The 23,102-nt window shown below is 69.3% G+C and carries 18 protein-coding genes and 1 pseudogene; 11 read left to right on the forward strand and 8 right to left on the reverse strand.

Going from position 1 to position 23,102, the window contains the following annotated elements; genetic code table 11:
- A partial coding sequence (locus MJ785_RS02425; protein ID WP_239379983.1) for a hypothetical protein occupies positions 1-1,089 on the forward strand: 1,089 nt, incomplete at its 5' end.
- 102 nt (positions 1,090-1,191) lie between these two features.
- The gene (locus MJ785_RS02430; RefSeq protein ID WP_239373454.1) at positions 1,192-1,959 is read left to right on the forward strand and encodes a hypothetical protein; all 768 of its coding nucleotides are present in this window, start codon (positions 1,192-1,194) and stop codon (positions 1,957-1,959) included.
- A gap of 263 nt (positions 1,960-2,222) precedes the next feature.
- Here MJ785_RS02430 and MJ785_RS02435 read toward each other — a convergent pair whose 3' ends face one another.
- From MJ785_RS02435 to MJ785_RS02445, 3 genes are all read right to left on the reverse strand, one after another.
- Positions 2,223-2,864: a response regulator transcription factor gene (locus tag MJ785_RS02435; protein ID WP_239379984.1), complete on the reverse strand. Its 642-nt coding sequence runs from the start codon at positions 2,862-2,864 to the stop codon at positions 2,223-2,225.
- A 287-nt stretch (positions 2,865-3,151) separates the two neighbouring features.
- Positions 3,152-5,173 (reverse strand): hypothetical protein, encoded by a 2,022-nt coding sequence (locus MJ785_RS02440; RefSeq protein ID WP_239373456.1) that lies wholly within the window; start codon positions 5,171-5,173, stop codon positions 3,152-3,154.
- A 94-nt stretch (positions 5,174-5,267) separates the two neighbouring features.
- The gene (locus MJ785_RS02445; RefSeq protein ID WP_239310182.1) at positions 5,268-6,479 is read right to left on the reverse strand and encodes an aminotransferase class V-fold PLP-dependent enzyme; all 1,212 of its coding nucleotides are present in this window, start codon (positions 6,477-6,479) and stop codon (positions 5,268-5,270) included.
- A 716-nt stretch (positions 6,480-7,195) separates the two neighbouring features.
- On the opposite strand from MJ785_RS02445, the gene MJ785_RS02450 reads away from it, so the two are divergent.
- The 5 genes from MJ785_RS02450 (at position 7,196) to MJ785_RS02470 (ending at position 11,205) form a co-directional block, all read left to right on the forward strand.
- A complete protein-coding gene (locus tag MJ785_RS02450; RefSeq protein WP_239379985.1) occupies positions 7,196-8,554 on the forward strand; it encodes a S1 family peptidase in 1,359 nt (452 codons plus the stop codon).
- Positions 8,555-8,764: 210 nt separating this feature from the next.
- The gene (locus tag MJ785_RS02455; RefSeq protein WP_239379986.1) at positions 8,765-9,595 is read left to right on the forward strand and encodes a hypothetical protein; all 831 of its coding nucleotides are present in this window, start codon (positions 8,765-8,767) and stop codon (positions 9,593-9,595) included.
- Positions 9,596-9,754: 159 nt separating this feature from the next.
- A complete protein-coding gene (locus MJ785_RS02460) occupies positions 9,755-9,985 on the forward strand; it encodes a hypothetical protein (protein WP_239310179.1) in 231 nt (76 codons plus the stop codon).
- Positions 9,972-10,274: a hypothetical protein gene (locus MJ785_RS02465; RefSeq protein WP_239310178.1), complete on the forward strand. Its 303-nt coding sequence runs from the start codon at positions 9,972-9,974 to the stop codon at positions 10,272-10,274. Before MJ785_RS02460 ends, MJ785_RS02465 begins: the two co-directional genes overlap by 14 nt.
- A 43-nt stretch (positions 10,275-10,317) precedes the next feature.
- Entirely contained in the window at positions 10,318-11,205 is an 888-nt protein-coding gene (locus MJ785_RS02470) for a 2-dehydropantoate 2-reductase (RefSeq protein ID WP_239310177.1), read from the forward strand.
- Between the two features lie 83 nt (positions 11,206-11,288).
- On the opposite strand, the gene MJ785_RS02475 is transcribed toward MJ785_RS02470, so the two are convergent.
- The 3 genes from MJ785_RS02475 to MJ785_RS02485 all read right to left on the reverse strand — a co-directional run bounded on the left by MJ785_RS02475 (position 11,289) and on the right by MJ785_RS02485 (position 17,260).
- The gene (locus tag MJ785_RS02475) at positions 11,289-13,805 is read right to left on the reverse strand and encodes a G8 domain-containing protein (RefSeq protein ID WP_239379987.1); all 2,517 of its coding nucleotides are present in this window, start codon (positions 13,803-13,805) and stop codon (positions 11,289-11,291) included.
- A gap of 240 nt (positions 13,806-14,045) precedes the next feature.
- Positions 14,046-15,329: an L-2-hydroxyglutarate oxidase gene (locus MJ785_RS02480; RefSeq protein WP_239373460.1), complete on the reverse strand. Its 1,284-nt coding sequence runs from the start codon at positions 15,327-15,329 to the stop codon at positions 14,046-14,048.
- Positions 15,330-15,427: 98 nt separating this feature from the next.
- Positions 15,428-17,260 (reverse strand): glycoside hydrolase family 15 protein, encoded by a 1,833-nt coding sequence (locus tag MJ785_RS02485; RefSeq protein WP_239310174.1) that lies wholly within the window; start codon positions 17,258-17,260, stop codon positions 15,428-15,430.
- Positions 17,261-17,591: 331 nt separating this feature from the next.
- Here MJ785_RS02485 and MJ785_RS02490 point away from each other — a divergent pair, with 331 nt between their 5' ends.
- The 4 genes from MJ785_RS02490 (at position 17,592) to thrS (ending at position 21,057) form a co-directional block, all read left to right on the forward strand.
- Positions 17,592-18,032 (forward strand): hypothetical protein, encoded by a 441-nt coding sequence (locus MJ785_RS02490; protein WP_239373462.1) that lies wholly within the window; start codon positions 17,592-17,594, stop codon positions 18,030-18,032.
- A 122-nt stretch (positions 18,033-18,154) separates the two neighbouring features.
- On the forward strand, positions 18,155-18,433 hold the full coding sequence (locus tag MJ785_RS02495) for a type II toxin-antitoxin system Phd/YefM family antitoxin (protein WP_239310172.1): 279 nt from the start codon (positions 18,155-18,157) through the stop codon (positions 18,431-18,433).
- Positions 18,430-18,822 (forward strand): type II toxin-antitoxin system VapC family toxin, encoded by a 393-nt coding sequence (locus tag MJ785_RS02500; RefSeq protein WP_239310171.1) that lies wholly within the window; start codon positions 18,430-18,432, stop codon positions 18,820-18,822. The genes MJ785_RS02495 and MJ785_RS02500 overlap by 4 nt, the downstream gene beginning before the upstream one ends.
- A 210-nt stretch (positions 18,823-19,032) precedes the next feature.
- The gene (gene thrS, locus MJ785_RS02505) at positions 19,033-21,057 is read left to right on the forward strand and encodes a threonine--tRNA ligase (RefSeq protein WP_239310170.1); all 2,025 of its coding nucleotides are present in this window, start codon (positions 19,033-19,035) and stop codon (positions 21,055-21,057) included.
- A gap of 69 nt (positions 21,058-21,126) precedes the next feature.
- Here the strand turns inward: thrS and MJ785_RS02510 are convergent, their stop codons facing one another.
- Both MJ785_RS02510 and MJ785_RS02515 read right to left on the reverse strand, forming a co-directional pair.
- The gene (locus MJ785_RS02510) at positions 21,127-22,392 is read right to left on the reverse strand and encodes a DUF5925 domain-containing protein (RefSeq protein ID WP_239310169.1); all 1,266 of its coding nucleotides are present in this window, start codon (positions 22,390-22,392) and stop codon (positions 21,127-21,129) included.
- 104 nt (positions 22,393-22,496) lie between these two features.
- A pseudogene (locus MJ785_RS02515) lies at positions 22,497-23,102 on the reverse strand (FAD-dependent oxidoreductase); the annotation flags it as partial.

Raw genomic sequence — 23,102 nt, forward strand, 5'->3', positions numbered from 1 at the left:
CAGCCTCGGCCACCGGGGCCCGCGCCGGAGCGCGCGCACGCCGCGCGGCCACCGGGCCCGGATGAGCGGCCACGGCCGTCAGGCGGGCAGCGGCCAGCCGTGGCCGACCGGCCCGAGGCGTCCCGCCCGGTCCAGGGGCGTGACACCCTGTACCCATTTCCGCAGCATCGGGACTTCGACGTTCCGTCCGCTCCGTCCGCCGAGCCGGGCGGGGCGCAGCGAGGCCCAGTCGGGCACCGGCCGGCGTATCCCAGTGCCGACTCGGTGTTCGGGTACCACGGGCGTACCGCCGAGCCGCCCGCTCCCACCAGCGGCCCACGGGAGCGCGATCGTGGTCCTTTCCGTGCTCCGGCGGAAGCCGGCCAGCCTGGCGCCGGACCGGCCGGCGGATGGGAGCCGGCTGCGGCAGCCCCGGACATGAGCCTCGACGGCCGGGCCGGTGAGCTGCCCCAGGCGCGGCTGCGAGCCCCGGCAGGGAGATCTGGGCAGCTCCTTTCGGCCGAGCCTGCCGTTGCCCGGCAGCGTGCCGGCTGGGATGCCGATGCTCGGGAGAGCGCTGCCGAGGACGCCCCTGCCAGCGGTGTGGCTGCCGAACCGCCGCTGGGCATCGAGCGTGGCATCGTTGATCCGGATTGGGCTGTGCCGCCGCCGCGGCCGGCCAGGGCCGGCCGGCTCGCCGGCCTCGTCGTCGGTACGGCGGGCGCGGTCACCGGAGCGGGCGCGGTGTTGCCGTGGAGCACGCTGAGCAGCGGGGCGGAGACCCGTACCTTTTCGGGGCTGACGGTTGGCGACGGTCGTGTGACACTGGTTGTCGGTGTCGTCCTGTTGATGATCGGCTTCGCGCGCCTGTTCGGGCGTCCGGCGGGGGCAGCGGATGGGGTGGTTGCGCGGGTGCTCGCGGCCGGGGTCACGGTGCTGTCCACGATGGACATCATCGCGGGGCCGCCGCCGCTGGCATCCTTCCGTGGCATTTCCGCTGATCAGATGAGCGTTGTTCCCGGGCCCGGCGTCGTCCTGACCCTGGTTGCCGGGCTGGTCGCGCTTGTTGGTAGCTGGCTGTTGCGGCCCGCGCGCGTGATCCGGCGGTGAACATCCAAGGATCATGACTGGCCGGCTGGTTGGTCAGTCAGCTCCGCGGGGCGGCTGGCGCCATGGCCGGCCCGCGGCAGCTGACCGTACAGGGAGGAAGGCGTGTCCGAACAGGATCGCAGTCCATGGGGGCCGCCGACCGAGCGCATCGCTGACTGGAGCGGCGAGACCGATGCCGGCGGCCCGCAATCCCGACCCACTGGCGAGGACCGCGGACACGAGCAGGCACGGCGGTGGCGAGCGGAAAGGCGCGCGGCAATGGCCCGTACGGCCGATCCGCGCTGGGCCCGATCCGACGATGGCCCGCCGCCGGCGGACTGCGTCGCCGTGGCCGCGCTGGACGCTTGGGACGTCCCGAATGAGCTGGCGAGCGCTGGAGAACATCAGCTGTGGGGCGCGCCGCTGGGGGCCGACGCGAGAACCGCCGGCGGCGGGCCGGGCCTGAGCCGAACGCTCGGCGGCTTGGTGGTGCTTGCCGCCGGTGCCGCGACAGCCCTCGCTTCGTTCATGACGTGGGCTACCGTGAGCGCTTTCGGGCTGATCGAGATCTCGGTCAAGGGCACCGACGCGGAGCAGTACGGCGCGACGACGCTGCTGTTCGGTGTCGTGTCCGCCGTTCTCGGCGGGACGCTGATGGTCCGTGCGCGAAGCGGCCTGCTCTGGATCCTCGCCGCGGTCACCGGGTCCATGATCGTTCTTATGGCGATGCTCGACCTGTTCCAGCTCCTGCGTGGCACCCGGCCGGCCGGTCTGGATCTTGGCATGTCGGTCCGGGTCGGGCCAGGTCTGTGGATCACGCTTCTCGGCGGCTTTGCCGTTGTCGGCGGTTCGCTGTTCGCCCGCTTCGGGTCACGCCGCGGCCGTCCCTGACAGGGTTATCCCTGACAGGGCCGTCCCCCAGATGGGGGTCCTTTCGTCCTGAGCTGTGGGGTCATGACACCGCGTGGCATCCGGGCCAAGCTGGGTGACGGTCGCTCAGCGGCCCCGAATGGCGCGCGTTTCCACCCTGAGACGGGGGGCGGGGTGGGACGCGGCCTGACGGCACGGGCGACGGGCGACGGGCGACGGATGGGCTCAGGACACGGCATGCCGCGGGTCCGCCCAGCTCTCTGGCGGGGCGGGTGGGCGTGGGGTCAGCCGGTGCTGTCGGGCCTGAGATGGCCGTCTTCCACCGCCCGGCGGTACAGGTCGATCTTTGTTGTCGCGTCGCGGCCGACCTTGCGGTACTTCATCCTGACCCGTTCGATGTACTGCTTGGCGGTCTCGGTCCCCACGTTCATGCGTTTGCCCACCAGCTTCATGGGCATCCCGCCCGCGTACAGCCGCAGCGCCTCGCGCTCCTGTGCGGACAGCGCCGGGCGATCCGGCGCGTCGTCGGTGAACAGGACGAAGGCGAGCTGGGGCGATACCCAGCCATTTCCGGCCGCCGCGGCCCGGATAGCCGTGGCTAGATCATCAACGGTTTCGGTCTTCGGCACGAAACCGTACGCACCGGCACGGATGGCCTCGCGGACAGCGGCCGGCGCCGCTGTCGCGCTGAACACCACCACGGCGGGGCCGGTGTCGATCAGCTGCCGGATGTTGTCCGGCGCGGTGCTGCCATCACCGAGGTCGAGGTCGAGCAGGACGACGTCGGCGTGCCTTCCCGGGCCGGCGAGCAGTTCCGCCATGGTGGTGGCCTTGGCCACGAGTGTGCAGTCGGGTGTCGCCGCGAGTAGTCCCTCAAGCCCGTGCAGGACGATTGGATGATCATCGACGGCCGCGACGGAGATCATTAGATCCGCGCTGCAAGGGCTCGGGCCGCGGGGCCTGGCAGGGCCTGCCACGTCACCCTTTCGAACATCTTGGTCCCTTCGGATCGGTTAAGAGCGACCGGCAACAGGGGACGCGGCGTCGCGGGGCTGGGGCACGCACCTCGCCGCGTTGTCGTCGGTCGCCACCCAACACCTCCGGTGACTCCCTCCGCCGCCTCGCGATGCACGCACCCCAGCCCCGTTCCTTGATCCACGCCCCTGTTGCCGGGCGCTCTAAGAGCGCCTGGTAACAGAGGTGGCGAGCGTCCTCATCGGCTCCATCGCAGTTCCAGGGAGCCGCGTCCGTCCGCCGTGTCCGTGAACGCGTCGAGATGGCCCTCCATCCGGTCGCCCACGCCGATGGCCCGGACGGCCCGCGCGCAGGCCGGAGAGGTGGGAGAGGCCGGAAACGACACGAACACCTGGGCCTCGTCGCTGCCGCCAAGCACGGTCAGCAGGACTCGGCCGGCGGCCACGGACGCGAGGGACTCGTCGACCATGCGGGCTATCGCGCTGCGGGCCCCGGCCGGTACAGCGCTGAGATCTCCGAGCAGCTGGGTCTCGATCCGCAGGCCCCGGCGCTCAGCGACGGCGATCACATGCTCGAGGTCCAGGACGGTTGTACCGGTGATCATCCGGCGCAAGGTCGCGGCCTGGGCGGCACAGCGGCTGCGCACGGCCTCGTCCGCCGGGTCGAGCAGACCGTCCGCGATCGCTTGGACCAGCGGCAGCGTACGGGTCGCAAGCATGTCCCAGCGGCGGGCGCGGTCGGCCCGGACCGTTACGGCGGAGATCTCCAGCGCGTTCAGCTCAGCCTCGGTGGCCACGATCCGCGCGACGGTCGGGCCAGCCGCGGCCATGGCACGGCGAACCACCATGACCGCCAGCGGCGGGACCCACAGCCCCCAGGCCACCGCGGCCAACCGGGTGAGCGCCAGCGGCCCCGGGCCGACCTCACGCAGGGCCAGCACGCCAGCCACAACCGTCACGGCCGTGGTACCGAGCAGGGCCTCCCTGACTGGGCGGCTCGCCGCCGTCGCCACCAGCAGCCAACCGGCACCGAGCAGTGCCCAGTTGGCGAAACCGACCACGTTGTAGCCACGGCAGGTCAGGCCGACCAGAAGTTCCGTGAGCACCGCGGTGGTCAGCAAAGCGGCGGACTCCCAGCCCCGCAGACCTCGCCGGAGCAGGACGGTGGCGGTGGCCACGGCGAGAACCGCCAGCGTGAGCCATAGCGCCAGCGAGAGCGCCGGCCAGCGGTAACTGCTCATCATGGTGACAGCCGGCAGCAGCACCGCCGCGTGCCAGCAGAGGACGAAGACGGCAACACCGCGGGCCAGCCCGGTCTCGTAGCGGGTGCGGATGAGCCGGCCGCTGTCACGGGTGAGCGCCGCCCGCTCGGCCTGTCCGGCGTCCCAGGCCGCTGCCGGCAGGTCGTGCCCGCCGTGGGTACCGGCGGCGCTGTCCCCAGGCGTCCCCCGGGCCAGGAACGCCTCCAGCACGGACAGGTCACGTGCGCAGCGGGCGCGGACATCGGCGGTGGGCACCGCCGTGGTCCCCCCCGCCCCGGCCGGGCCGGTGGGGTGAACGGCGCCCATCGCGATTCCGGTGAGGGTGTTGACGAGCGTGTCGTGAACAAGGCGTTCCTGCTCCCGGCGGTCCTGTGCCCGGGAGCGAACGATCGTTGCGATCCGGTACCGGCGTATTGCCGCGGCGAGGTCGACGTCGGCATCGACGGCATGGGCGCGGGCGGTCCGTACGGTAAGCGCCCAGGCTGTCGTGATGACCGCGAGCAGCACCACGGAGCGGGCCGGCACCCCCGGGGCCGGCCCGGACGGCCCCACCATGGCCGCACCCGCCCAGTACGCCGCCGCGACGCTCGTGACGGCCGGCACCGCGGCCCGCACCGGCAGGCACCACGCCGCCGTCACGGTGGCTCCGCCGACAGTGACGTAGACCCAGTTGGCCGCGTCCCCAACCGTCGTGGGCGGGATCATCAGCGCGCCGAAGCAGGCCAGCGGTCCGGCCAGGGCGAGCTCAAGCAAGCTGGCGCGCGGGTCGAGGCCATGACGGGTGAGAAAGATCACGACGAGCACGGCCCAGGCGGCCGCGGCGAGCGGGCCGGCGAGCGTCCACGGGTGCGACCAGGTCCACGACCACCAGATCGCGACCTGCGCGAGGCCCAACACACCAGTGAGGACACGGAACAGCACGGCCGCCCGGACCATGACCGCGCCGTGCGACAGGAGGGCGAAGCCCTTCGGGGCAGGCGGCGGTGCGTCAGCTGGCATGGTCACGCCGTCCTCAGCCGGTCAGGTCTGGCTACAACGCCTGCTATTTCAGCAAACGTGACATTCAGCTTCCACGACGCGTTGCCGGTGGCTGTCAGCGGGTCCGCGTGAACCTGTCCAGGGCGTCCGCGAGGGCCTCGATCTCGGCTGGGTCGCTGTATACGTGCGGGCTTGCGCGCAGGAGCGGGCCGGTCATCTCCCGGGGGGCGCGGCTGGTTGCGAAAGCGCTGGTCAGGATGCCAGCCTCGGCGTAAAGGCGGTCGCGGACCGCGTGCGGATCCACCCCGGGCGGCGGGACGAGCGTGACGATTCCGCTGGGCTCGGCCAGCGGCTCACCCACCCGCCAGCCGGCCAGCCCGTCAAGCCGCCGCCGTGCCAGCGTCCCGAGCGCCGCGATCCGCCCCGACACCGCCGCCGTCCCGGCATCGACAAGCTCGCCCACGGCGCGCGCGAGACCCACCCTGGCGGCCGCGGCAGACTCGCCGATCCCCAGCGCGGCGATGCCGGTCAGCGGGACGGGCGGTCCGTGCCCGTCCCAGCTCGCCGTGTGCAGGCAGCGGGCCGGTGCGACCAGCCGTTCGATGATCTGTTCCGAGATGGCGAGAACGCCCACCCCCCGCGGCCCGCACAGCCACTTGCGGGACGTCCCGACATAGGCTGCCGCGCCCAGCCCGACCGTGGGTACGTGCCCCAGGGACTGCGCGACGTCCAGCAGGAGCGGGACACCCGCGGCGGTGGCGCGCGCGGCGACCTCGGCGGCCGGCTGGACGATCCCGCGCTGGGAGGGCACGTGCGGGAAGGTCACCAGATCCAGGTCAAGGCCGGCGGGGCCGTGGCGGTCCAGGGCATCGAGGTCGATCCGCCCGTAGCCGTCCACCGGCAGGTCGATCAGGTCGATGCCGTCACGGGCCGCCCGCGCGGCCAGCACCATCGCGTTGGACCCGAACTCGCCGGGCACCACACCGATCCGGCCACCGGCGGGCAGCGGCCAGGCGTCGACAAGCGCGGCGAACGCGGTGGACGCCGAGTGGTGGAAGGCCACGTCGCCGGCCGACAGATCAGGGCCGAGCAGGTTCGCGAGATCCGCGCGTAGCTGTGCCAACGGCTCGCTGTGGCGGATCTCGGCGACGTACCCGCCGGCCCGGCTCTCCTCCGCCAGGTAGGCCCCTGTGGCGGCGATGGTGGCCCGGCTCATCCGCGCGCACCCGGCCGCATCGAGATGAATGATCTCACTGCTGTCGCGGGCGGCTTGCCAGCGCGCAGCCAACCGCTCGAAGGGTGTTGCCGGCAGGCCCGGAAGTCTCACGCGGGTGAGCGTCGCATCGATGCGCCCTGAGCCCAACCCGGAGCCCGCCCTGTTCCGCGCGTTGAGCGGCTGCTTCTTGCGGCTGACGCCGCCGGCATCGTCCGGGGAAAGATCGAATACAAAAGAGTGTGCGGATGACAGGCGTTCTTTGTGCCGCTACCTGCGGGTTTCCATATCCGTGGAGATCTTGGCCGCTATCCCCGGTCGCGCACTAGCGCAGCGGCCGGCTGTAGAAAATATCTACAGATTAACAACTCTGCGATTGATGTGGTGTGCGTGCGGATGCTTGCTGGCAGTATCTGTCCGGTGCCTTTCAATGCTAACGGATGGGCGTGTACAACTCGCTTGTCCCACGGCTCGATTTTCCGGTAACTCAATTATCCGTACTGGCGCCGCGCTGTGCGCGGTCTTTCTGGTTGGACTGACTGGAGTCGACGTTCATGTCAGCTGGCATACGGCACTGCCTCCCCGGTGTTTGTCCCGCCCCGTCGGGTGACGATTATCAGCGTTCCCGGCCGTCGTGGTCGTCAGGGGAAGGCCGGCTGGCCGCGGCTCTGTAGTCCGCTGATCTGCGGCGATGAATTTTTCCGCTCCAGCGGCTGTGTTTCTCGTTGGCGGCGTACAGCTTTCACCGAGCCGCTTCTCCTGTTCATGCGCACAGGCGTCCGTGGGCCTCCCGCCAGGCCGCCCCATTACCCGGGAAGGGTGGAACGACGATGCGAAACGATCCGGTCAGGAAGTCGGTAGGGAGGGCCGGCGCGCGGCGCGGGAAACTCACCGCGGCGCTGGCCGCTCTCCTGGCGTTAGCCACTTTCACCGTGCAGCTCGGTGCGACGGCCACGGCGGGCGCGGTCGCCACCGGCGCCGAGACGGCATCGGGGCTGCCGGGCGCGAGAGGTGACGCGGTCACCCGGGCGTTCATCCAGACCGTGGGGGCCACGACCATCAGTAACCAGGAAGCGCTCTCCGTTTTCAGGTCCTGGATGATCGACCAGGCCGGCTTCGCTGACAGTGGCTATGTCGGCTCAATCGACGACCTGGCGCGCAAGGCGATCACCATCATGTGGTACGGCCCCCACACGTCCCTGCTGTCAGCGATTGTCAAAGAGGGCGAGCGGCGTGGCATCGCGGTGTCCGTTCAGCGGCGCGCACACAGCTTGCGGCAGATCCGCGCGGCTACCAACGAGATCTGGCAGCAGGCGGCCGCGGGCGAATGGGCCGGGTTCAAGATTTCATTCATCGCCGCCGTCGGGGCGACGGATGACGATATCACCGTCAACGGGACCTACACCGCGGCCCCAGCGGAGCGGCGCGCACCGCAGGTGCGGTCGCGGGCTACGGCGGTCATGGGGGTACCGGTGCATGTCACACCAGGTGTCAGCGCTGACACGAGCACTGGCCGCGACGACGACTTCGCACCGTTCAACGCGGGTGGATACATGCTCAGCCCCTCCACCGGACACACCTGTTCCAGCGGGTTCGCTGTCAACCTCGGCGGGACGTCCAACACGACGACCGCACGTCACTGCAGCGCGGACGACTATCAGGATCGAGCCGCGTCGAACAGGTACGGGACCGGCGTGCGCACCTCCACGGACGGCGGCGGCCGGGTGCTGAGCGCTACCGGGGCGGCCTTGGCATTCGACGGGGCATACAATTCCAATAACTTCTGGAAGACCGTCATAGGCTACGCTGACCTGGGCGTCAACGACTTCGTGTGCACGGGTGGCGGTAACTCCGGCGAGCATTGTAACATCAAGGTCACAAACCTGTTGGTGTCATTCAATGATGGTAGTGGGTCGTTTTCGACCATCGAAGGTGTCCAGCAGTCGAGCGGTGCGATCGCGCAGATCCAGGGTGACAGCGGCGGTCCGGTGATCTCGCTCGCGAGTACGTCGTCCGGGCAGGTCCGGGCGGCCGGAATGATACAGGGTTTTCTGGGCTCGGGCATGACAGGCTCCGCCTGCGGCGCGGTGTACGACGCGGGAGGCAACAAGTGCAGCACGAACGTGCTTTTCTCGTCCATGCGGACGGTCGTCAACAGCATCCCGGGCGCGTCACTGCGGACCGGGTGACACCGGCCGCCCCCGACAATCAGGCGGTGTATCGGCGTTTTGTAGCGATCACTGATCGTTCGTCCCGCAAGAATGAGGTGGGGTAACGGCGTTATAACGTTATAATCAGGTCTGACATCCCCCAGGCAGGGGAAGGACCGCGATGCTCCGCCACCTCCTGGCTGAACCCGGCGAGCGGATCGCCCAGCTCTTCGGCTGTCCGCGCACCCGGTGCGGCGCGCCCGCGTCCTTCCCCCGCCCCCGCCCCCGCCGCCGCACCGTGGCCTGCCGCGACCAAGGAGCGAGCACGGTGACCTCGAACAGCTCCTGGCATCCCGCGCCCAGGAGGACACCGATCCGGGCGCTGTCATGACCGCCCTCCACCCGAGCTTCCGCACCCGGCGGCAGCGCCGCAACCGCGCCCTCGTCATCGGCGGTCTGGCCGGGGCTGTCCTCGTCATCTTGGCCGCGGTGCCGCAGACATGGGCAACGCCACCCCGGCCGGCCACGACCGCCCAGCCGAGCGCGGCAGGAACGCGGGCCGCGGCAAACGGCTGCGTGTCGCTCTCCCTGCGACAGACGCTGGCCATAGCGGGGCAGCGCGGCGCGTCAGTGCTTGTCGCCAGCGGCTCGCTGACCGGTGAGACCGTCATCGACGGGCAGACGTTCCATCAAATGATCATGCATTCCGTGCGGACTCTCAGCGGCCCGGTCATCACCTCGGACAGCACGGGCTGGATCGGCAGCGCCAGCGGGGCAGTGGGGCCGATCCCCGGCGCGGACGCGGGCGCGCTATGGGGCACGGACGGGCGTCTGTTCGCCATCGCCTGGCCAGCGCGGCAGACGGGCACCGCGGTCGGGCCTGTCCTGCGCATCGCCCCGGTCGTCCACGATCAGGTGATCTTCAGTTCGGCCGGCTGTTGGGACATCACGGACCTGCCCACCGAGCCATACCACGGCCCGCTCGCGGAAATCCCGGGCAGCAACTCGTATGCCCGCGCGGCCCCAACCGGCTTCCACGCGGTTGCGCTGACGGTCGTCGAGCAGATGCTGGCCAAATGATCATTCCGGATGCTCGCGAGCGGGACAGCGACGGGTCGCCCCGCGCCTGTGGCGCGGGCGCCATGGCTACTTGGCCGTTGTGGTCACCGCGTCTGCGTCTCCGCAGGTGTGCCGCCACCCCGCCGGGACCGTGTGATGCTGCGTCATAGGGTGTGTGGCATGCCGAACCTGAACGTGTCCGTGCGGGCGGGGACCCTCCAGCACGCTCGCGCCGCGGCGACCGCCGCCGGCATGACGCTGTCGGCGTGGGTGGACAAGACGCTGGCCGAGTCGATCTGGACCGCTCGGTTCGCCCGCCAGCGGCAGCGCAACGCCGCGCTGGGCGTCACCGCGAGCTACCTGGTGGCCGAGTACACCCGGCTGGAGGAACTGCGGCGTGCGGCAGGGTGAGGTGTGGGCGCGCGTCGACGTCCTCGCCCATGCCCTGATCGTCTCCGCGGACATGTACAACAACGCCGGCACCGGACGGGTGATCGTCTGCCCGGTCATCCCGGGTGACCCGCTGCCACAGGACGACTACGCCGCTGACGCCTGCATCGCCGACCCGATCCCCGGCACCGTCCTGCCCGAGCTGGTCGCCTGGCTGCCGACCTCGGCCCTGTCCCACTCTCTTGGCCCGATCTCCGAAGACGCGTGGCTGCGTGTCGACCAGATCCTGTGCCGCGTCCTGGGGCACTGAGGGTAGCAGGCCCCTGATGACGGAAATGGGCTGATCGACGACAATGGCGGGACGGCTGGCGGTCGTGGGCGTGGGTGCGGTCGGCGGGTTCTTCGCCGCCCGAGCGGCGGCCGCGGGGGCTGACGTACAGCTCTGCGTGCGCCGGCGGTTCGGCGAACTGGTGCTCCGGGGCCCTGACGGGGTGTTCCGCGCCGACCTGCCCGTCTGGACCAGCCCCGAGCATGCCAGGCCCGTCGACTGGGTGCTGTTGGCGACCAAGGCCCATCAGAATGCGGCGGCACTCACCTGGCTGACCCGGCTGGTCGGTCCGGACACCGTCGTCGTGATCGCCCAGAACGGTGTCCGCCAGGCCGAGCGGGTCGCGGCGGTGGTACCCGCGGAGCGGGTGCTCCCCACCGTCGTCTACATCAACGCCGAACCGGTCGCGCCCGGTGTGGTCGAGCACCGCAACTACGGGTTCCTGCATGTTCCGGCCGGCGCCCTCGCCGACCGGTTCGCCGGGGTTCTGCCCAGCGCGGGGCTGGTGCGACCGGTGGACGACTTCGCCGTCGAGGCCTGGACGAAACTGACCGCCAACACCGCGGCGAACTCGCTCACAGCGCTGACCGGCCGGCGCCTGGAGGTGCTGCGCCGGGACGACATGGCCCGGCTCGCGGTGACCATCATGCGTGAAGCGGTCGCTGTCGCCCACGCCGACGGTGCGGCCGTTGCCGACGAGCTGCCGGAACTGATCATCGAGCGGCTGCGTGACCAGCCCGCCGGGTCGGGCACATCGATGCTCTACGACCGGTTGGCGGGGCGCCCGCTGGAACACGAGGCTCTGATCGGTGCGGTGGTGCGTATCGGCGCCGAGCACGGTGTCCCCACCGTGGTGTCGGCGCACATCCTCCCGCTGCTGGCGGCCATCAGCGACGCCGCGCTGAGCCACTGAGCCACTGAGCCGGGTCACTGGGAGAAGCCCCGCGGCTCCGGGTACACGGCCAGATCTGGTCGCGTACCCGGAGATCAGAGCCGTTACCTGATGGTCCAGTACTGGTCCGCGTTGGACAGGCTGCGCAGGTCACCGCCGTTGCCGAACGTCACGCCCGTCCCGCCGACCTCGATACGCAGATACAGGTTTCCGCCGGAGACGAAGTACTGACCGTCCTTGCCGACGGTGGCGACGCTGGACGCCATCTTCACCGGGACGTCCTGGCCCCAGAACTTGAAGCCGGCCCTGGGGGCCGACCTGCCCGCCCAGGGGATGACCAGGTCGACAAAACCCGGATCGGTCCCGTGGATGTCGAAGTCGAGCGAGCTGAGTGTTCCCCCGGACGGTGGGGTCACCTGGTAGCGCTGGCCTTCGACCACGCCGACGGTGCCGCTGTAGCCGGTGACGCCGTCGGCGCGCTTCCACGTCCAGTGGTCGTCGACCAGGCCGAAGCGCAGGCGCATGAAGCCACGGTCGAGCGGGCTCCAGGTGCCGAAGTCCGCGCCCTGGAAGTAATCCGGACCGACTCGGCTGTAGATGGTCCTGTCCGTGGGTGACCGCAGCAGCGCGGAGTCGTTGTGGATGATCGCCGGTACTCCGTCACCCTTGACCGAACCGTCGAGGTCGGCGAACCAGTGCGAGTGGCCGGATTCCGCCGCTTCGAAGTACGGGCTGTTGCTGGCGAACAGGGTGCGGTACCCGTCGCCGAAGAACTTCAGCCCCTTCACCCGGTTGGTCGCGTCCCAGGTGCTCGCGCCGATGTCGCTGATGGCCGCGAGCCCGGGATCCGCTCCGGCGGACTGCTTGAAGTTGGCGAGCCAGGTCCCGTTCGTGTCGCACTGGCCGTGATAGAAGCGGATCAGCGCCTGGATATGCCCTGTCTCAGTACCGGTGTTGGCGGTGTTGTTGCCGATGAGCAGGCCGTTGTTGATGGCGGTGTCCTGGCAGTTGAGGGCGATGCTGTTGTTCGCGGCGGTGGGGTTGTCGGTCGTGAGCGCACCGTCGATCCACAGCCCGAAGCCCTCGTTCTTCCACACGTTCGGATTGATCATTCGGCCGCGCCGGGTGAAGTCGCCGTTGTAGGCCTCGACGCTGATGCCCGAACCCGGGACGCCTTCCGCCGGGAAGTCGGCGGGGTGGATGGTGTGTGAGTGGGCGGTGCTGTTCTGGTTGAGACCGAACGGTTTGTCGACCGCGTCGTGGATCGCGTCGTCGCTGGCGTTGCCGGGGTCGACCGCGTTCATGTCGAAGTCGTACCAGATACCCACGCCGTCACCGCCGGCCGCGGAGTTGCCGCTCAGGATGTTGTTCGGATCGGTGATCCAGAATTCCGACGGGATCTGGTCCGACGCGCGTAGCGGCCTGGTGCCCGCCGGGACCTGACGGACGCCCATCACCAGGTTGTTGGTCAGTACGTTCCCTTCCTCGACACGATCTTCGAGGAAGAAGCCGGCGCCGTAGGTCTCATCGGCCACCACGCCGTTGACATGGACGTTGTTGCTCCGGTGGATGGTGACCATGCGGTTGAAGCTGTCGATGATGCTGACGTTGTCCACCAGCGAGGCGCTCTGGTCGCCGGCCCAGTGCCAGTGGATCGGGTAGCGGGCGAGTACGCCGAACTGGCCCATGTGGTCGAGTTCGGTGTTCGACATGCGCAGCGTGCCGTCTTTCATGATCATGACATGGCCGCCGAACTTCGTCGCCGCCGCGTTATCCGGGCCGGTGATGACGATGTTGTGCGACAGCAGGCCGACCTCGGCCCGCTCCTCGACCGAGCGGGTCTCGCCGCCGGAGGTCTGGGCGGTGACTATCGACGCGTGCCGGTGGGCCAGCGGCCTGTCGATCGTGATTGTTCTGCCGTCCGCGGAAACCCCGGCGACCGTGACACGTTCCTTGTGGTTCACGTCGAGGTCGGAGGAGGCGACGACGATCAGATCGCCGGTACGCCACGACACGGGGTCGATGAGCGAAAGAGTGGTGGCGCCAGCGTTGGCCGTCTGTGACAGTTTCGTCCAGGTATGGCCGGAATCCCTGCCGTGGATCTCGATGCGGCCACCCATCGAGCCCAGGACGTCCGCGCCCATACCCATCGTGTTGTCGGTCGGGCGCCCGTCGAGGACGAGCCTGATGGCGCTGGTGAGCGGGGCACCTTCGGTGCCCATCCAGAAGCTTCCGTGCACCATGATGTAGGCCGTGCGCAGCGTCGTCGGCCGGTCCGCGAAGGCGAGGTCGCCGTCGACCTCCAAGCCTCCCAGTTTGGGTACGTCGACGTCGACGAGTATCCGTCGGCCCGCCGCGACCGTGACGACCGCACCGGCGGCGGGGACTGTGCCCCCCCACGTCGCGGGATCGCTCCACTTGGCGAAGGTGCTGAAGTCGGGTGGGGCGATCCCGGGCTGGGCCGGTGGCACCGGTACTGTCGCGACACCCTCCGACACGGTGGTGGACGCGCCGGTGGCGTCGGGGCTGCGGCTGGCGGTCGGGCTTGTCGGAGCGGTCGGATTCTGACACGCCGCGAGCGCGGACAGCAGGCCGATAATGGCGACACCGGCCGCCGTCATCCTCGTTCGGCGCCGGCTGAATCGGCGGCGTCCGCCAAGAACAGGGAACATCTGGCTACTTCCCTACTTTACATTTGGTAACCGGTCGACGTTCTGACTGCCCCCCCGATCACGTAACGTGACCATGAGCATCATGATAGACCAACAGGCCAAAGGCACCGTTTTGGGATCGAGCCACGGTTGCGGCGCCACGCACTGGGTGGCGGCCGGGTGACCCGCGTCCCCTATTGCCAGTCGCTCTTACGCGGCCGGTTCCGCGACGACCTTGCTCACGATGTGCTCGGCGATCGCCAGTGACGCAGTGGCACCTGGTGACGGTGCGTTACGCACATGCACGATCCGTCCGCGGATCGACAGCACGAAGTCATCCACCAGGCCGCCGTCGCGGGCGACCGCCTGCGCGCGGACGCCCGCGGGACCCCTGACGACATCGGCGGCCCGCAGCTGCGGGACATACCGGCGGGCCTGTGCCACGAACGCGCGTCGGCTGGCCGTCCACAGGATCTCGCGCGCCCCGGTCCGCCAGTGCGTGCGGGCCATCTTGTGGAAGCCTGGCCAGGCGATCGTCTGACGCAGGTCCGATCCATCGACGGCCAGGGCTGTGTACCCTTCCCGGGCGGTCGCGAGCACCGCGTTCGGGCCGACCAGGACCTCGCCGTCCACCCGCCTGGTGAGGTGGATGCCGAGAAAGGGGTACCGCGGGTCCGGCACCGGATAGATCAGCCCTCGTACCAGCTCCCGGCGTTGCGGTCGCAGCAGCCAGTACTCGCCCCGGAAGGGGATGATCCGCGGTGAGGGATCCTCGCCGGTGAGCCTCGCGACCTGGTCGGACTGTAGCCCCGCGCAGGCGATGACGAGGCCGAACGGCCCGGCCGTCTCGGACACCTCCGTCACCGTGCCGCCAGCCCTCGACGCGGTCGCGTGGTTTCCGTTGGGGGCCACCCGGGCCGTCCCCCGCACCCGCAGGCCCAGGTGGACACCGTCACCGCGGTCGTCGACGGATACGACTTCGGCGCCGGTGCGGACCGACCCGCCCGCGTCCCGCACGTCGTCACGCAGCGCACGGGCCACGGCCTGGTAGTCCACGATCGCGGTCGTGGGGGAGCGCAGCGCGGCCACCCCACGGGCATGCGGCTCGTAGCGACGCAGGCCGTCCGCGTCCAGCATGGCCGTGCCCGGGACGCCGTTGGCGCGCGCCCGGTCGGCGATGTCGGCGAGCCTGTCCAGCTCGCTGTCGTCGACCGCTACGACAATCTTGCCGCATTCGTCGTAGCGGATGCGGTGGACGGCACAGTACTCCTTCAGCAGCGCGACACCGCGCCGGCACAGGGTCGCCTTCAGCGAGCCGGGCTGGTAGTAGAGCCCGGCGTGAACCACCCCGCTGTTATGCCCGGTCTGATGGCAGGCGACGTCGTGCTCCTTTTCGAAGACCGTGACGGTCACGCCCGGATCGGCCTGCCCGATCCGCCGGGCCACTGCCAGCCCCACAATCCCACCGCCGATGACCGCGACCTGACCCGCCACGTGTGCTGCCCCCTTTGGTTGTCTGCCACGGTTGGTGTGGCCCGTACCCAGTATCGGCGGATGTGGACGGGTGGTTCGCCCTGGTGGATCCCTGCCGGCTACCCGAAGAAGTGGCCGGGAGGGTATGCCCGGTCGGTGCGGGAGCGCGGCATGCCCCGAAGCGCGTCCGTCAGCGTCCGCGCGGTGTTGACCAGCGGCACATGGCTGAACGCCTGGGGGAAGTTGCCGACCATGCGCCCCAGCCGCGGGTCGTACTCCTCGGCCAGCAGCCCTACGTCGTTACGCAGGGCCAGCAGCCGCTCGAACAGCTCCTGGGCTTCGTGGACCCGGCCCGACAGCGCGTAGTTGTCGGCGAGCCAGAAGGTACAGGCCAGGAACGCGCCCTCACCAGCGGGCAGCCCGTCCACGGCACCGTCGGGGGCGGTCGGGTAGCGCAGGACGAAGCCGTCCTCCATGAGCTCGCGTTCGATGGCGGCCACGGTGCCCACGACCCGTCGGTCCGTCGCGGGCAGGAAGCCGACCAGCGGCATGTAGAGCAGAGCCGCGTCCAGTTCGGTGGAGCCGTAGAACTGCGTGAAGGTGCCGCGGTCGGCGTCGAAGCCACGGACGCAGACCTCGTTGTGGATCTCGGCTCGCAGCGCGCTCCAGCGCTCCAGCGGTCCGGGCAGGCCCGACTCGGTGATGCCCTTGATCGCTCTGTCGGCCGCCACCCAGGCCATCACCTTGGAGTGCACGAAGTCCCGCCGTGGCCCGCGCACCTCCCAGATGCCCTCGTCGGGCTTGCGCCACCCGGTCTCCAGGAAGTCCATCAGCTTGGTCTGCAGGGCCCAGGAGTCGTCGTGACCGTCCACATCGGTCGCCATCCGGGCCACGTGCAGCGCATCGAGCACCTCGCCGTAGACGTCCAGCTGGAACTGCTCGACGGCGCCGTTGCCGACCCGGACGGGCGCGGAGCCCTCGTAGCCGGGCAGCCACGGCACCTCGTATTCGGTGAGCCGGCGCTCACCGCCGACCCCGTACATGATCTGTACTCGAGAGGGGTCACCGGCCACCGCGCGCAGCAGCCACTCCCGCCATGCGGTGGCCTCGCTGGTGAACCCGGCATCGAGCAGCGCGAGCAGGGTGATGGTGGCATCGCGCAGCCAGCAGTAACGGTAGTCCCAGTTGCGGACGCCGCCGATCATCTCCGGCAGCGACGTGGTGACCGCGGCGACGATGCCGCCGGTGGGCGCGTACGTCAGCGCCTTGAGGGTGATCAGGGAACGCCGGACCGCCTCCTGCCACTGCCCGTCGTAGGTGCAGCCGGCCATCCACTCCGCCCACCACGACTCGGTGAGGTCGATCGCCCGACGGACGTCGATCAGGGTGTGCGCCGGCCGGTGCGAGGGGCACCAGGTCAGGGAGAACGGCACGGACTGGCCAGCGGAGACGGTGAACTCCGCGTAGGTGGCCATGTCATGGCCTTCCATCGGCGCGGTGGTACGCAGGGTGACCGCGTCCGGCCCGGCGACCGCGACGATCGTGTGGTCATCCAGCCGCCGCACCCATGGGACGATCGAGCCGTAGTCGAACCGGATGCGGGTCTCGCTGCGCATCCGCACGTTCCCCTCGATGCCTTCGACCAGCCGCAGCACGATGTGCTCGCCTGACCTCGGGTACATGGCGTCGACGATGCGCACGGTTCCGGTCGCCGTGGTCATGTCGGTTTCCAGGACAAGGGTGTCGCCCCGGTAGCGGCGGCTCACCGCGAGCACGGGACCGACCGGAGCGATCTTCCAGTGACCGGAGTCCTCATCGCCGAGCAGCGCGGCGAAGCAGGCGGTCGAGTCGAACCGCGGTAGGCACAGCCAGTCAATCGAGCCGTCCCTGGAGACCAGCGCGGCCGAATGGGTGTCGCCTATCACCGCGTAGTCCTCGATACGGGAGGGCACGGTCTCTCCGGGGTTTCTTGGGGCCTGCGACGACGCGAGGAGGCCGTCCCGACAGATCGCCTCGCGATCCCCGCTGGTCCCCCATGCTCACGTCGTCCCTGGCCGGCTTGGACAGGTCGGTGTGATGAACATCGCTCGCGTTTGCGCGGGCAAGAGCGCTTACCTTAAGGCCTCATCGAAACGGCTAAGTTAGGGGCACGCCGTACTGGTGGCGATCCGGTGACGGATCAAGATCAGGATTGTCGCTGCGCCGCTGCCGACCCCAGCTGACCATCCTAACCGGCCACCCCAACCGCTATCGTTTCTGCCTGATCTCGTCCGAAGGAGGCTCGTGACCTCGCAGGACGTCCCGGACACCGCTCCACGGGCGAGGGCCCGGCGCTCACCCGAGCCGGCCGCGGCGCGGTTGGCTCGGGCCCTCGTCGACCGGCGTCACCGGCGCTGGGTGCTGCTGGGCGGACTGGCGTTCGCCGCACTGGCCGCTTTTGGCGTGTATGCCTCGGTCGCCGGACCACCGCCACGGATCGAGGCGGTGGTTTACTTCACCCCCACCGCCACGGACGCGCAGAAGGACGCGGTCCGCGCCGCGTGCCCCACAGCTGGCCAGGCCGTCCAGGAGGCACGTGATCACAACACGGCCCAGTCCAGCCGCGTGTACCCGCTGCGTTACAACGTCACGTACGCCTCGCCAGCGGACAAAGCCATGATCTATCGATGCGTGCACGCCCAGCCCAACGTGATCGGCATCAGCGAGTTCACGGCTGGCGAGTAACCCGTCGGGCACCTGCGCCGGCTGGATATGGCGCATGGATGAGGGGAGCGTGAAGCGGGGAAGCTCTGCCTCTGTCGGGGTTTGCGGGTGTCATGTGTAGCACATGGGTGCTACATTGGGGTATGGAATCGATCGGTATTCGTGAGCTGCGCCAGCACGCGTCCCGCTATGTGGCCCTGGCCAGCAGCGGCCAGCGGGTCGCGGTGACCGACCGGGGCGTCCTGGTGGCCTACCTCGTGCCCGCCGACGCAGGATCGCCGTTGGATCGGCTTGTCGCCGCCGGCCACTACGAGCCCGCGGTCGGAAGCATTCTGGACCTCCTACCGCCGCCCGCCGCGCCTGTCGGTACCCGACCGTTGTCCGCCGTCGTGGAAGAGCTGCGGGACGAAGAGCGCTGGTGATCTACCTTGACACATCGGCCTTCGTGAAGCTGGTCCGGGCCGAACAGGAGACGCCCGCGCTGCGAGATTTCCTCACCGCACGGCGCGGGATGCCGCTGGTCTCCAGTGTGCTTCTGGTTGTGGAGACCAGGCGGGCCGTGCTGCGCGAAGATCCGTCGTTGCTCCCCGATGCCGACCTGCTGCTTACCCGGGTCGGACGGGTGGACATCGCGCACGCCGTCGTCGAGACCGCCAGCCGGCTTCCCGGCGTCGGGCTCCGTTCGCTGGACGCCATCCATCTCGCGACGGCCCTCTACCTGGGGAACGGGCTGGACGGCTTCGTCACCTACGACAGGCGGCTGGCTTCCGCGGCAGGGGAGCAGGGCCTCCCGGTTCGCGCACCCGTCTGACGGCGCGACGCCCTGAGCGGACCCGAGCCACGCGGTGGGTGGCCGCGGCGCAGGGCAGGGGTCCCACCTCGACCTGCGCCAGGCACCGTCCCGGGTGCCGCGCGGCGGAGATACGTTACCCAGCCTCTAGGCTATGGACAGCGGCTGTCACAGCATGTCTCGGCTGTACCTGATCCAAACCGGTCCAAACCGATCCAAGGAGACTTCGAAGTGCCTGCATCTCGTTCCGAAGCCGTGGCCGCGCGCGCCGTCGTCCCGGCCGGGACGACGGCTGCCCAGGCGATCGCCGCTGCGAAACTGCCGCTCGTCGGGCCCAACGCGATCGTCGTGGTCCGCAGTCCTGATGGCGTTCTGAGAGATCTCGACTGGGCTCCCGACACCGATCTCGACGTCGAAGCGGTGCCGATGTCCAGCCCGGACGGGCTGCGCGTGTTGCGGCACTCGACCGCGCACGTCCTCGCCCAGGCGGTCCAGGAACTTTTCCCCAAAGCCAGGCTCGGCATCGGCCCGCCGATCGAGAATGGTTTCTACTACGATTTCGATGTCCTGAAGCCATTCCAGCCAGAAGACCTCGATCGTATCGAGCAGCGCATGCGCGAGATCGTAAAGGTCGGCCAGCTCTTCCGGCGGCGCGTGTTCCTGTCTCCGGCGGCGGCGCGGGCCGAGCTCGCCGACGAGCCCTACAAGCTGGAGCTGATCGATGCCAAGAGCGGTCTTGATCTTGGCGAGGTCATGGAGGTCGGCGACGGTGACCTGACTGTCTACGACAACATAGACCGGGTGACGGACAAGGTCTGCTGGTCTGACCTGTGCCGCGGTCCGCATCTGCCGAGCACGAGACTGATTCCCGCCTTCACGCTCACCCGCAGCGCCGCCGCATACTGGCGGGGCAGCGAGAAGAACCCCCAGCTCCAGCGCATCTACGGGACCGCCTGGCCGACGCGCGAGGCGCTCAAGGATTACCTCCGGATGCAGGAGGAAGCCGCCCGGCGCGACCATCGCCGCCTCGGCGAGGACCTGGATCTGTTTGCGTTCAGCAAGGAGATCGGCAAGGGGCTGCCGCTCTGGCTGCCAAACGGCACGATCATCCGGGACGAGCTCGAGGGATGGGCGCGCGAAACCGAGCGGCAGCTCGGGTACAAGCGGATAGTGACCCCGCATATCACCCGAGAGGATCTCTACTATCTTTCGGGGCATCTGCCGTATTATAACGAAGACCTCTACTCGCCCATCGACATCGAGGGTGAGAACTACTATCTCAAGCCAATGAACTGCCCGCACCATCACATGGTCTACAAGGCGCGGCCGCACAGCTATCGCGAGCTGCCGATAAAACTGGCCGAGTACGGCACGGTCTACCGCTTTGAGCGGAGCGGGCAGCTGCACGGACTGATGCGGGCGCGTGGTTTCACCCAGAACGACGCGCACATCTACTGCACCGCCGAGCAGGCGAAGGATCAGTTTCTCGAGGTCATGCGGATGCATGCCGACTATTACCGGACGCTCGGCATCACCGACTTCTATATGATCCTGGCATTGCGCGATCCGTCGAACACGGCGAAGTACCACGACGATGAGCAGATGTGGGCGGATGCCGAGCGGATCACGCGAGAGGCGATGGAGGAATCCGAGATTCCGTACGTCGAGGAAATCGGTGGGGCCGCGCATTACGGCCCGAAGGTCGACTTCATGATCCGTTCTGTGACGGGTAAGGAGTTCGCGGCCTCGACCAACCAGGTCGACCTCTATACGCCCGACCGCTTTGGGCTCACTTACCACGACTCCGACGGGTCGGAGAAGTCGGTGGTCGTGCTCCACCGAGCCCCGCTCGGCTCGCACGAGAGATTCGTCGCATATTTGATAGAGCACTTCGGCGGGCTCTTTCCCGTGTGGCTGGCGCCAGAGCAGGTCCGGGTCATCCCGATTTCCGACGATCTGCTGAGTTACGCGAACGAGGTGCGGGACAGGCTCCTCCAGGCGGGCCTGCGGGCTGATGTCGACGTGAGTGACAATCGGCTCAACGCGAAGGTGCGGACCGCGATCACGCGAAAGATCCCGTTCGTCGTGGTTGTCGGCCGACAGGAGGTGGCGGACTCGTCGGTGTCCGTGCGGTACCGCTCCGGCAAGGAGGAGCGTATGCCGATAGACACATTCGTTGACCAGGTGCGGGAGCAGGTCCGGGTAAAAAGCCTCGTGGGGTCCGGCTACCTGCGGCGGGAAGCCGCGACGGAATAGCGACGGAATAGCGGCGAAACAGCGCACCAGCCAGCTACGGCCGGTGCCGGGTTACCGGTGGCCGGGCCGTTACAGGTAGAGGCCGGAATGCGGGTCCGGCCGCGTGCTCCGCACCGGTGCCCGGCCGTCGCGGAGCGCGAACAGTTCGGCCAGCGTCATCATCGGCCCGACTCCCTGCGCGGTCCCGAGCCAGGTGACGGCCTCGCCGTGGGGCAGCGGTCCCACCTCGACCTGAGCCAGGCACCTGCCGGGACGCACGATTGCCGGGTGCAGCCGGACGAGATCCTCGTTGGTGGTAAGCGCGACAAGGACGTCCCGCCCCTGCCCGACCAGGCCGTCAGTCAGGTTGAGCAGCCGTGACAACGCCTGCCCCGAGGAACTCCGGGTGTCGCCGCGGACGAGCTCGTCGCAGTCCTCGATCACCAGCAGCCGCCATCGCCGCCGGACACCGCCCAGCTCGGCGGCCTGTGCGGTGCCGCGGTCGCCGGGCACCGGATCCAGCGCCCCCCGGCCAGGGCCGTCGCCATCGTGGGCATGGTCATTATCGTCGGAGTCGTCCTCGTCGCTGTCGAAGCCGATCGCGACCTCCATCAGGTATCCAGGGTCGGCGAACAGCGCCTCCGGGTCCAGGACGCAGTCGACCTGGCACCAGCGTCGCCACTCGTGGGCCAGTGCCCGCAGGACGGTGGTCTTTCCGGTGCCAGCCGGTCCGTGCAACAGAATCAGCCGGCCGGCCAGAGCTTCGTGCCGGACAGCCATGAGCCGGTCCAGCGCGTCGCGGGCGCTGCTGGAGTAGTTGTCCCGGATCGAGGCCCACGACGTCGTGGCCGCCTTGCGGGTGGTACGGGTCGGGCCGCGTCGCGCGGACATGTACCAGAAGCCCATCGTGACGGCGCTGTCGACGTCCGATTCGGCGACGGCCTCGCGCACAACTCTGCTGAGTACCGTGCGCGCCAGTTCTTCACTGACCGCCGTCACGGTCACCTCACCGCCGCCGCCGCGCCAGCGCACCGCGCGCAACGTCCAGCCGTCGCCCGCGGCGAGCCGTGAGTCACGCGAGTCTTCGATTACCGTACGTAGTATTTTGGCGTCGGGTGGCAGCAGGGACGCGCCTGAACGGAGACGGTCGATCCGGGCGCTGTGCGCCCACGGCTGTTCCCCCGTCGTGAACGGGGCCAGCGCGAGGGCGTCGACCACATCGTATGGCGTGTCCGAGTCGTCCAGGCCGACCACGAACGGAAGCCCGGTAGCGTGGCCCGCGGACTCCGGCGCGGTGGTGGCCGCGATAGTGGCCCAGTACTCCGGCTGTGAGGCTTTCTGATGAGGGACGGGCACACCACCGATAGTCGACGACCAGCCTCGCCGGCACCACCGACTTCCGGTTTTCGCGGCGGGACTGTGGCTATGTCACCAGCTGGCGGCGATGGTCAATATTTTGATCATGTAGAGCCGGAGCCGGAGCCGGAGCCGGAGCCGGAGCGGTGCTGGGCGGCGGGCGGCACCCACATCGGTTGGAGCGGGTGTGCCCGGCCATACCGGAGGACTCCGGCTATCACGGTGGGCCTGAGCAAGGCGGTGGGAGCGTCCACGAGGTTCAACCAGTTCATCAGTGCACGGGCCACGGCGGCATCGCGATGCGCGGCGATCTGTACCCGCTCCCCGTATGCCCCGACCAGCCGGCCACGTAGGCCGCGCCGCCCCTGGACGCCGGGATAGCGCAGGTCGGCGCCGGTCGCCAGCTCCCAGGCCGCGTCCACGAGGCAGCTGGCCTGTCGGTAGAAACGGGCCGGCAGATCCGGGCCGGCGACCCGCAGGCAGTTCCGCAGGGCCAGCGCCTGCTGAGCCGCCACGGTCATCCCCTGGGCGTAGAGCGGATTGAAGCTGCAGATCGCGTCGCCTATGGCGAGGAACCCCGCGGGTGGGTTCCGCAGGCGCTCGTAGCGCCGCCGCAGCGAGCCGGAGAACCGGTGGGGGATCGGGTCGGTCAGCGCGTGTGCCGAAGAGATCAGATCGTGGATGTCGGGTACGGGCAGCGTCCGGGCGAA

This window comes from Protofrankia sp. CiT1 (assembly GCF_917627335.1).
Classification (GTDB): domain Bacteria; phylum Actinomycetota; class Actinomycetes; order Frankiales; family Frankiaceae; genus Protofrankia.

Excerpts from the sequence above, each read along its gene's own strand:
- MJ785_RS02475 (WP_239379987.1), bottom strand. The coding sequence starts at position 13,805 with ATGACGGCGGCCGGTGTCGCCATTATCGGCCTGCTGTCCGCGCTCGCG.
- MJ785_RS02450 (WP_239379985.1), top strand. The coding sequence starts at position 7,196 with ATGCGAAACGATCCGGTCAGGAAGTCGGTAGGGAGGGCCGGCGCGCGG.
- MJ785_RS02435 (WP_239379984.1), bottom strand. The coding sequence starts at position 2,864 with ATGATCTCCGTCGCGGCCGTCGATGATCATCCAATCGTCCTGCACGGG.
- MJ785_RS02440 (WP_239373456.1), bottom strand. The coding sequence starts at position 5,173 with ATGCCAGCTGACGCACCGCCGCCTGCCCCGAAGGGCTTCGCCCTCCTG.
- MJ785_RS02460 (WP_239310179.1), top strand. The coding sequence starts at position 9,755 with ATGCCGAACCTGAACGTGTCCGTGCGGGCGGGGACCCTCCAGCACGCT.
- MJ785_RS02495 (WP_239310172.1), top strand. The coding sequence starts at position 18,155 with ATGGAATCGATCGGTATTCGTGAGCTGCGCCAGCACGCGTCCCGCTAT.
- MJ785_RS02470 (WP_239310177.1), top strand. The coding sequence starts at position 10,318 with ATGGCGGGACGGCTGGCGGTCGTGGGCGTGGGTGCGGTCGGCGGGTTC.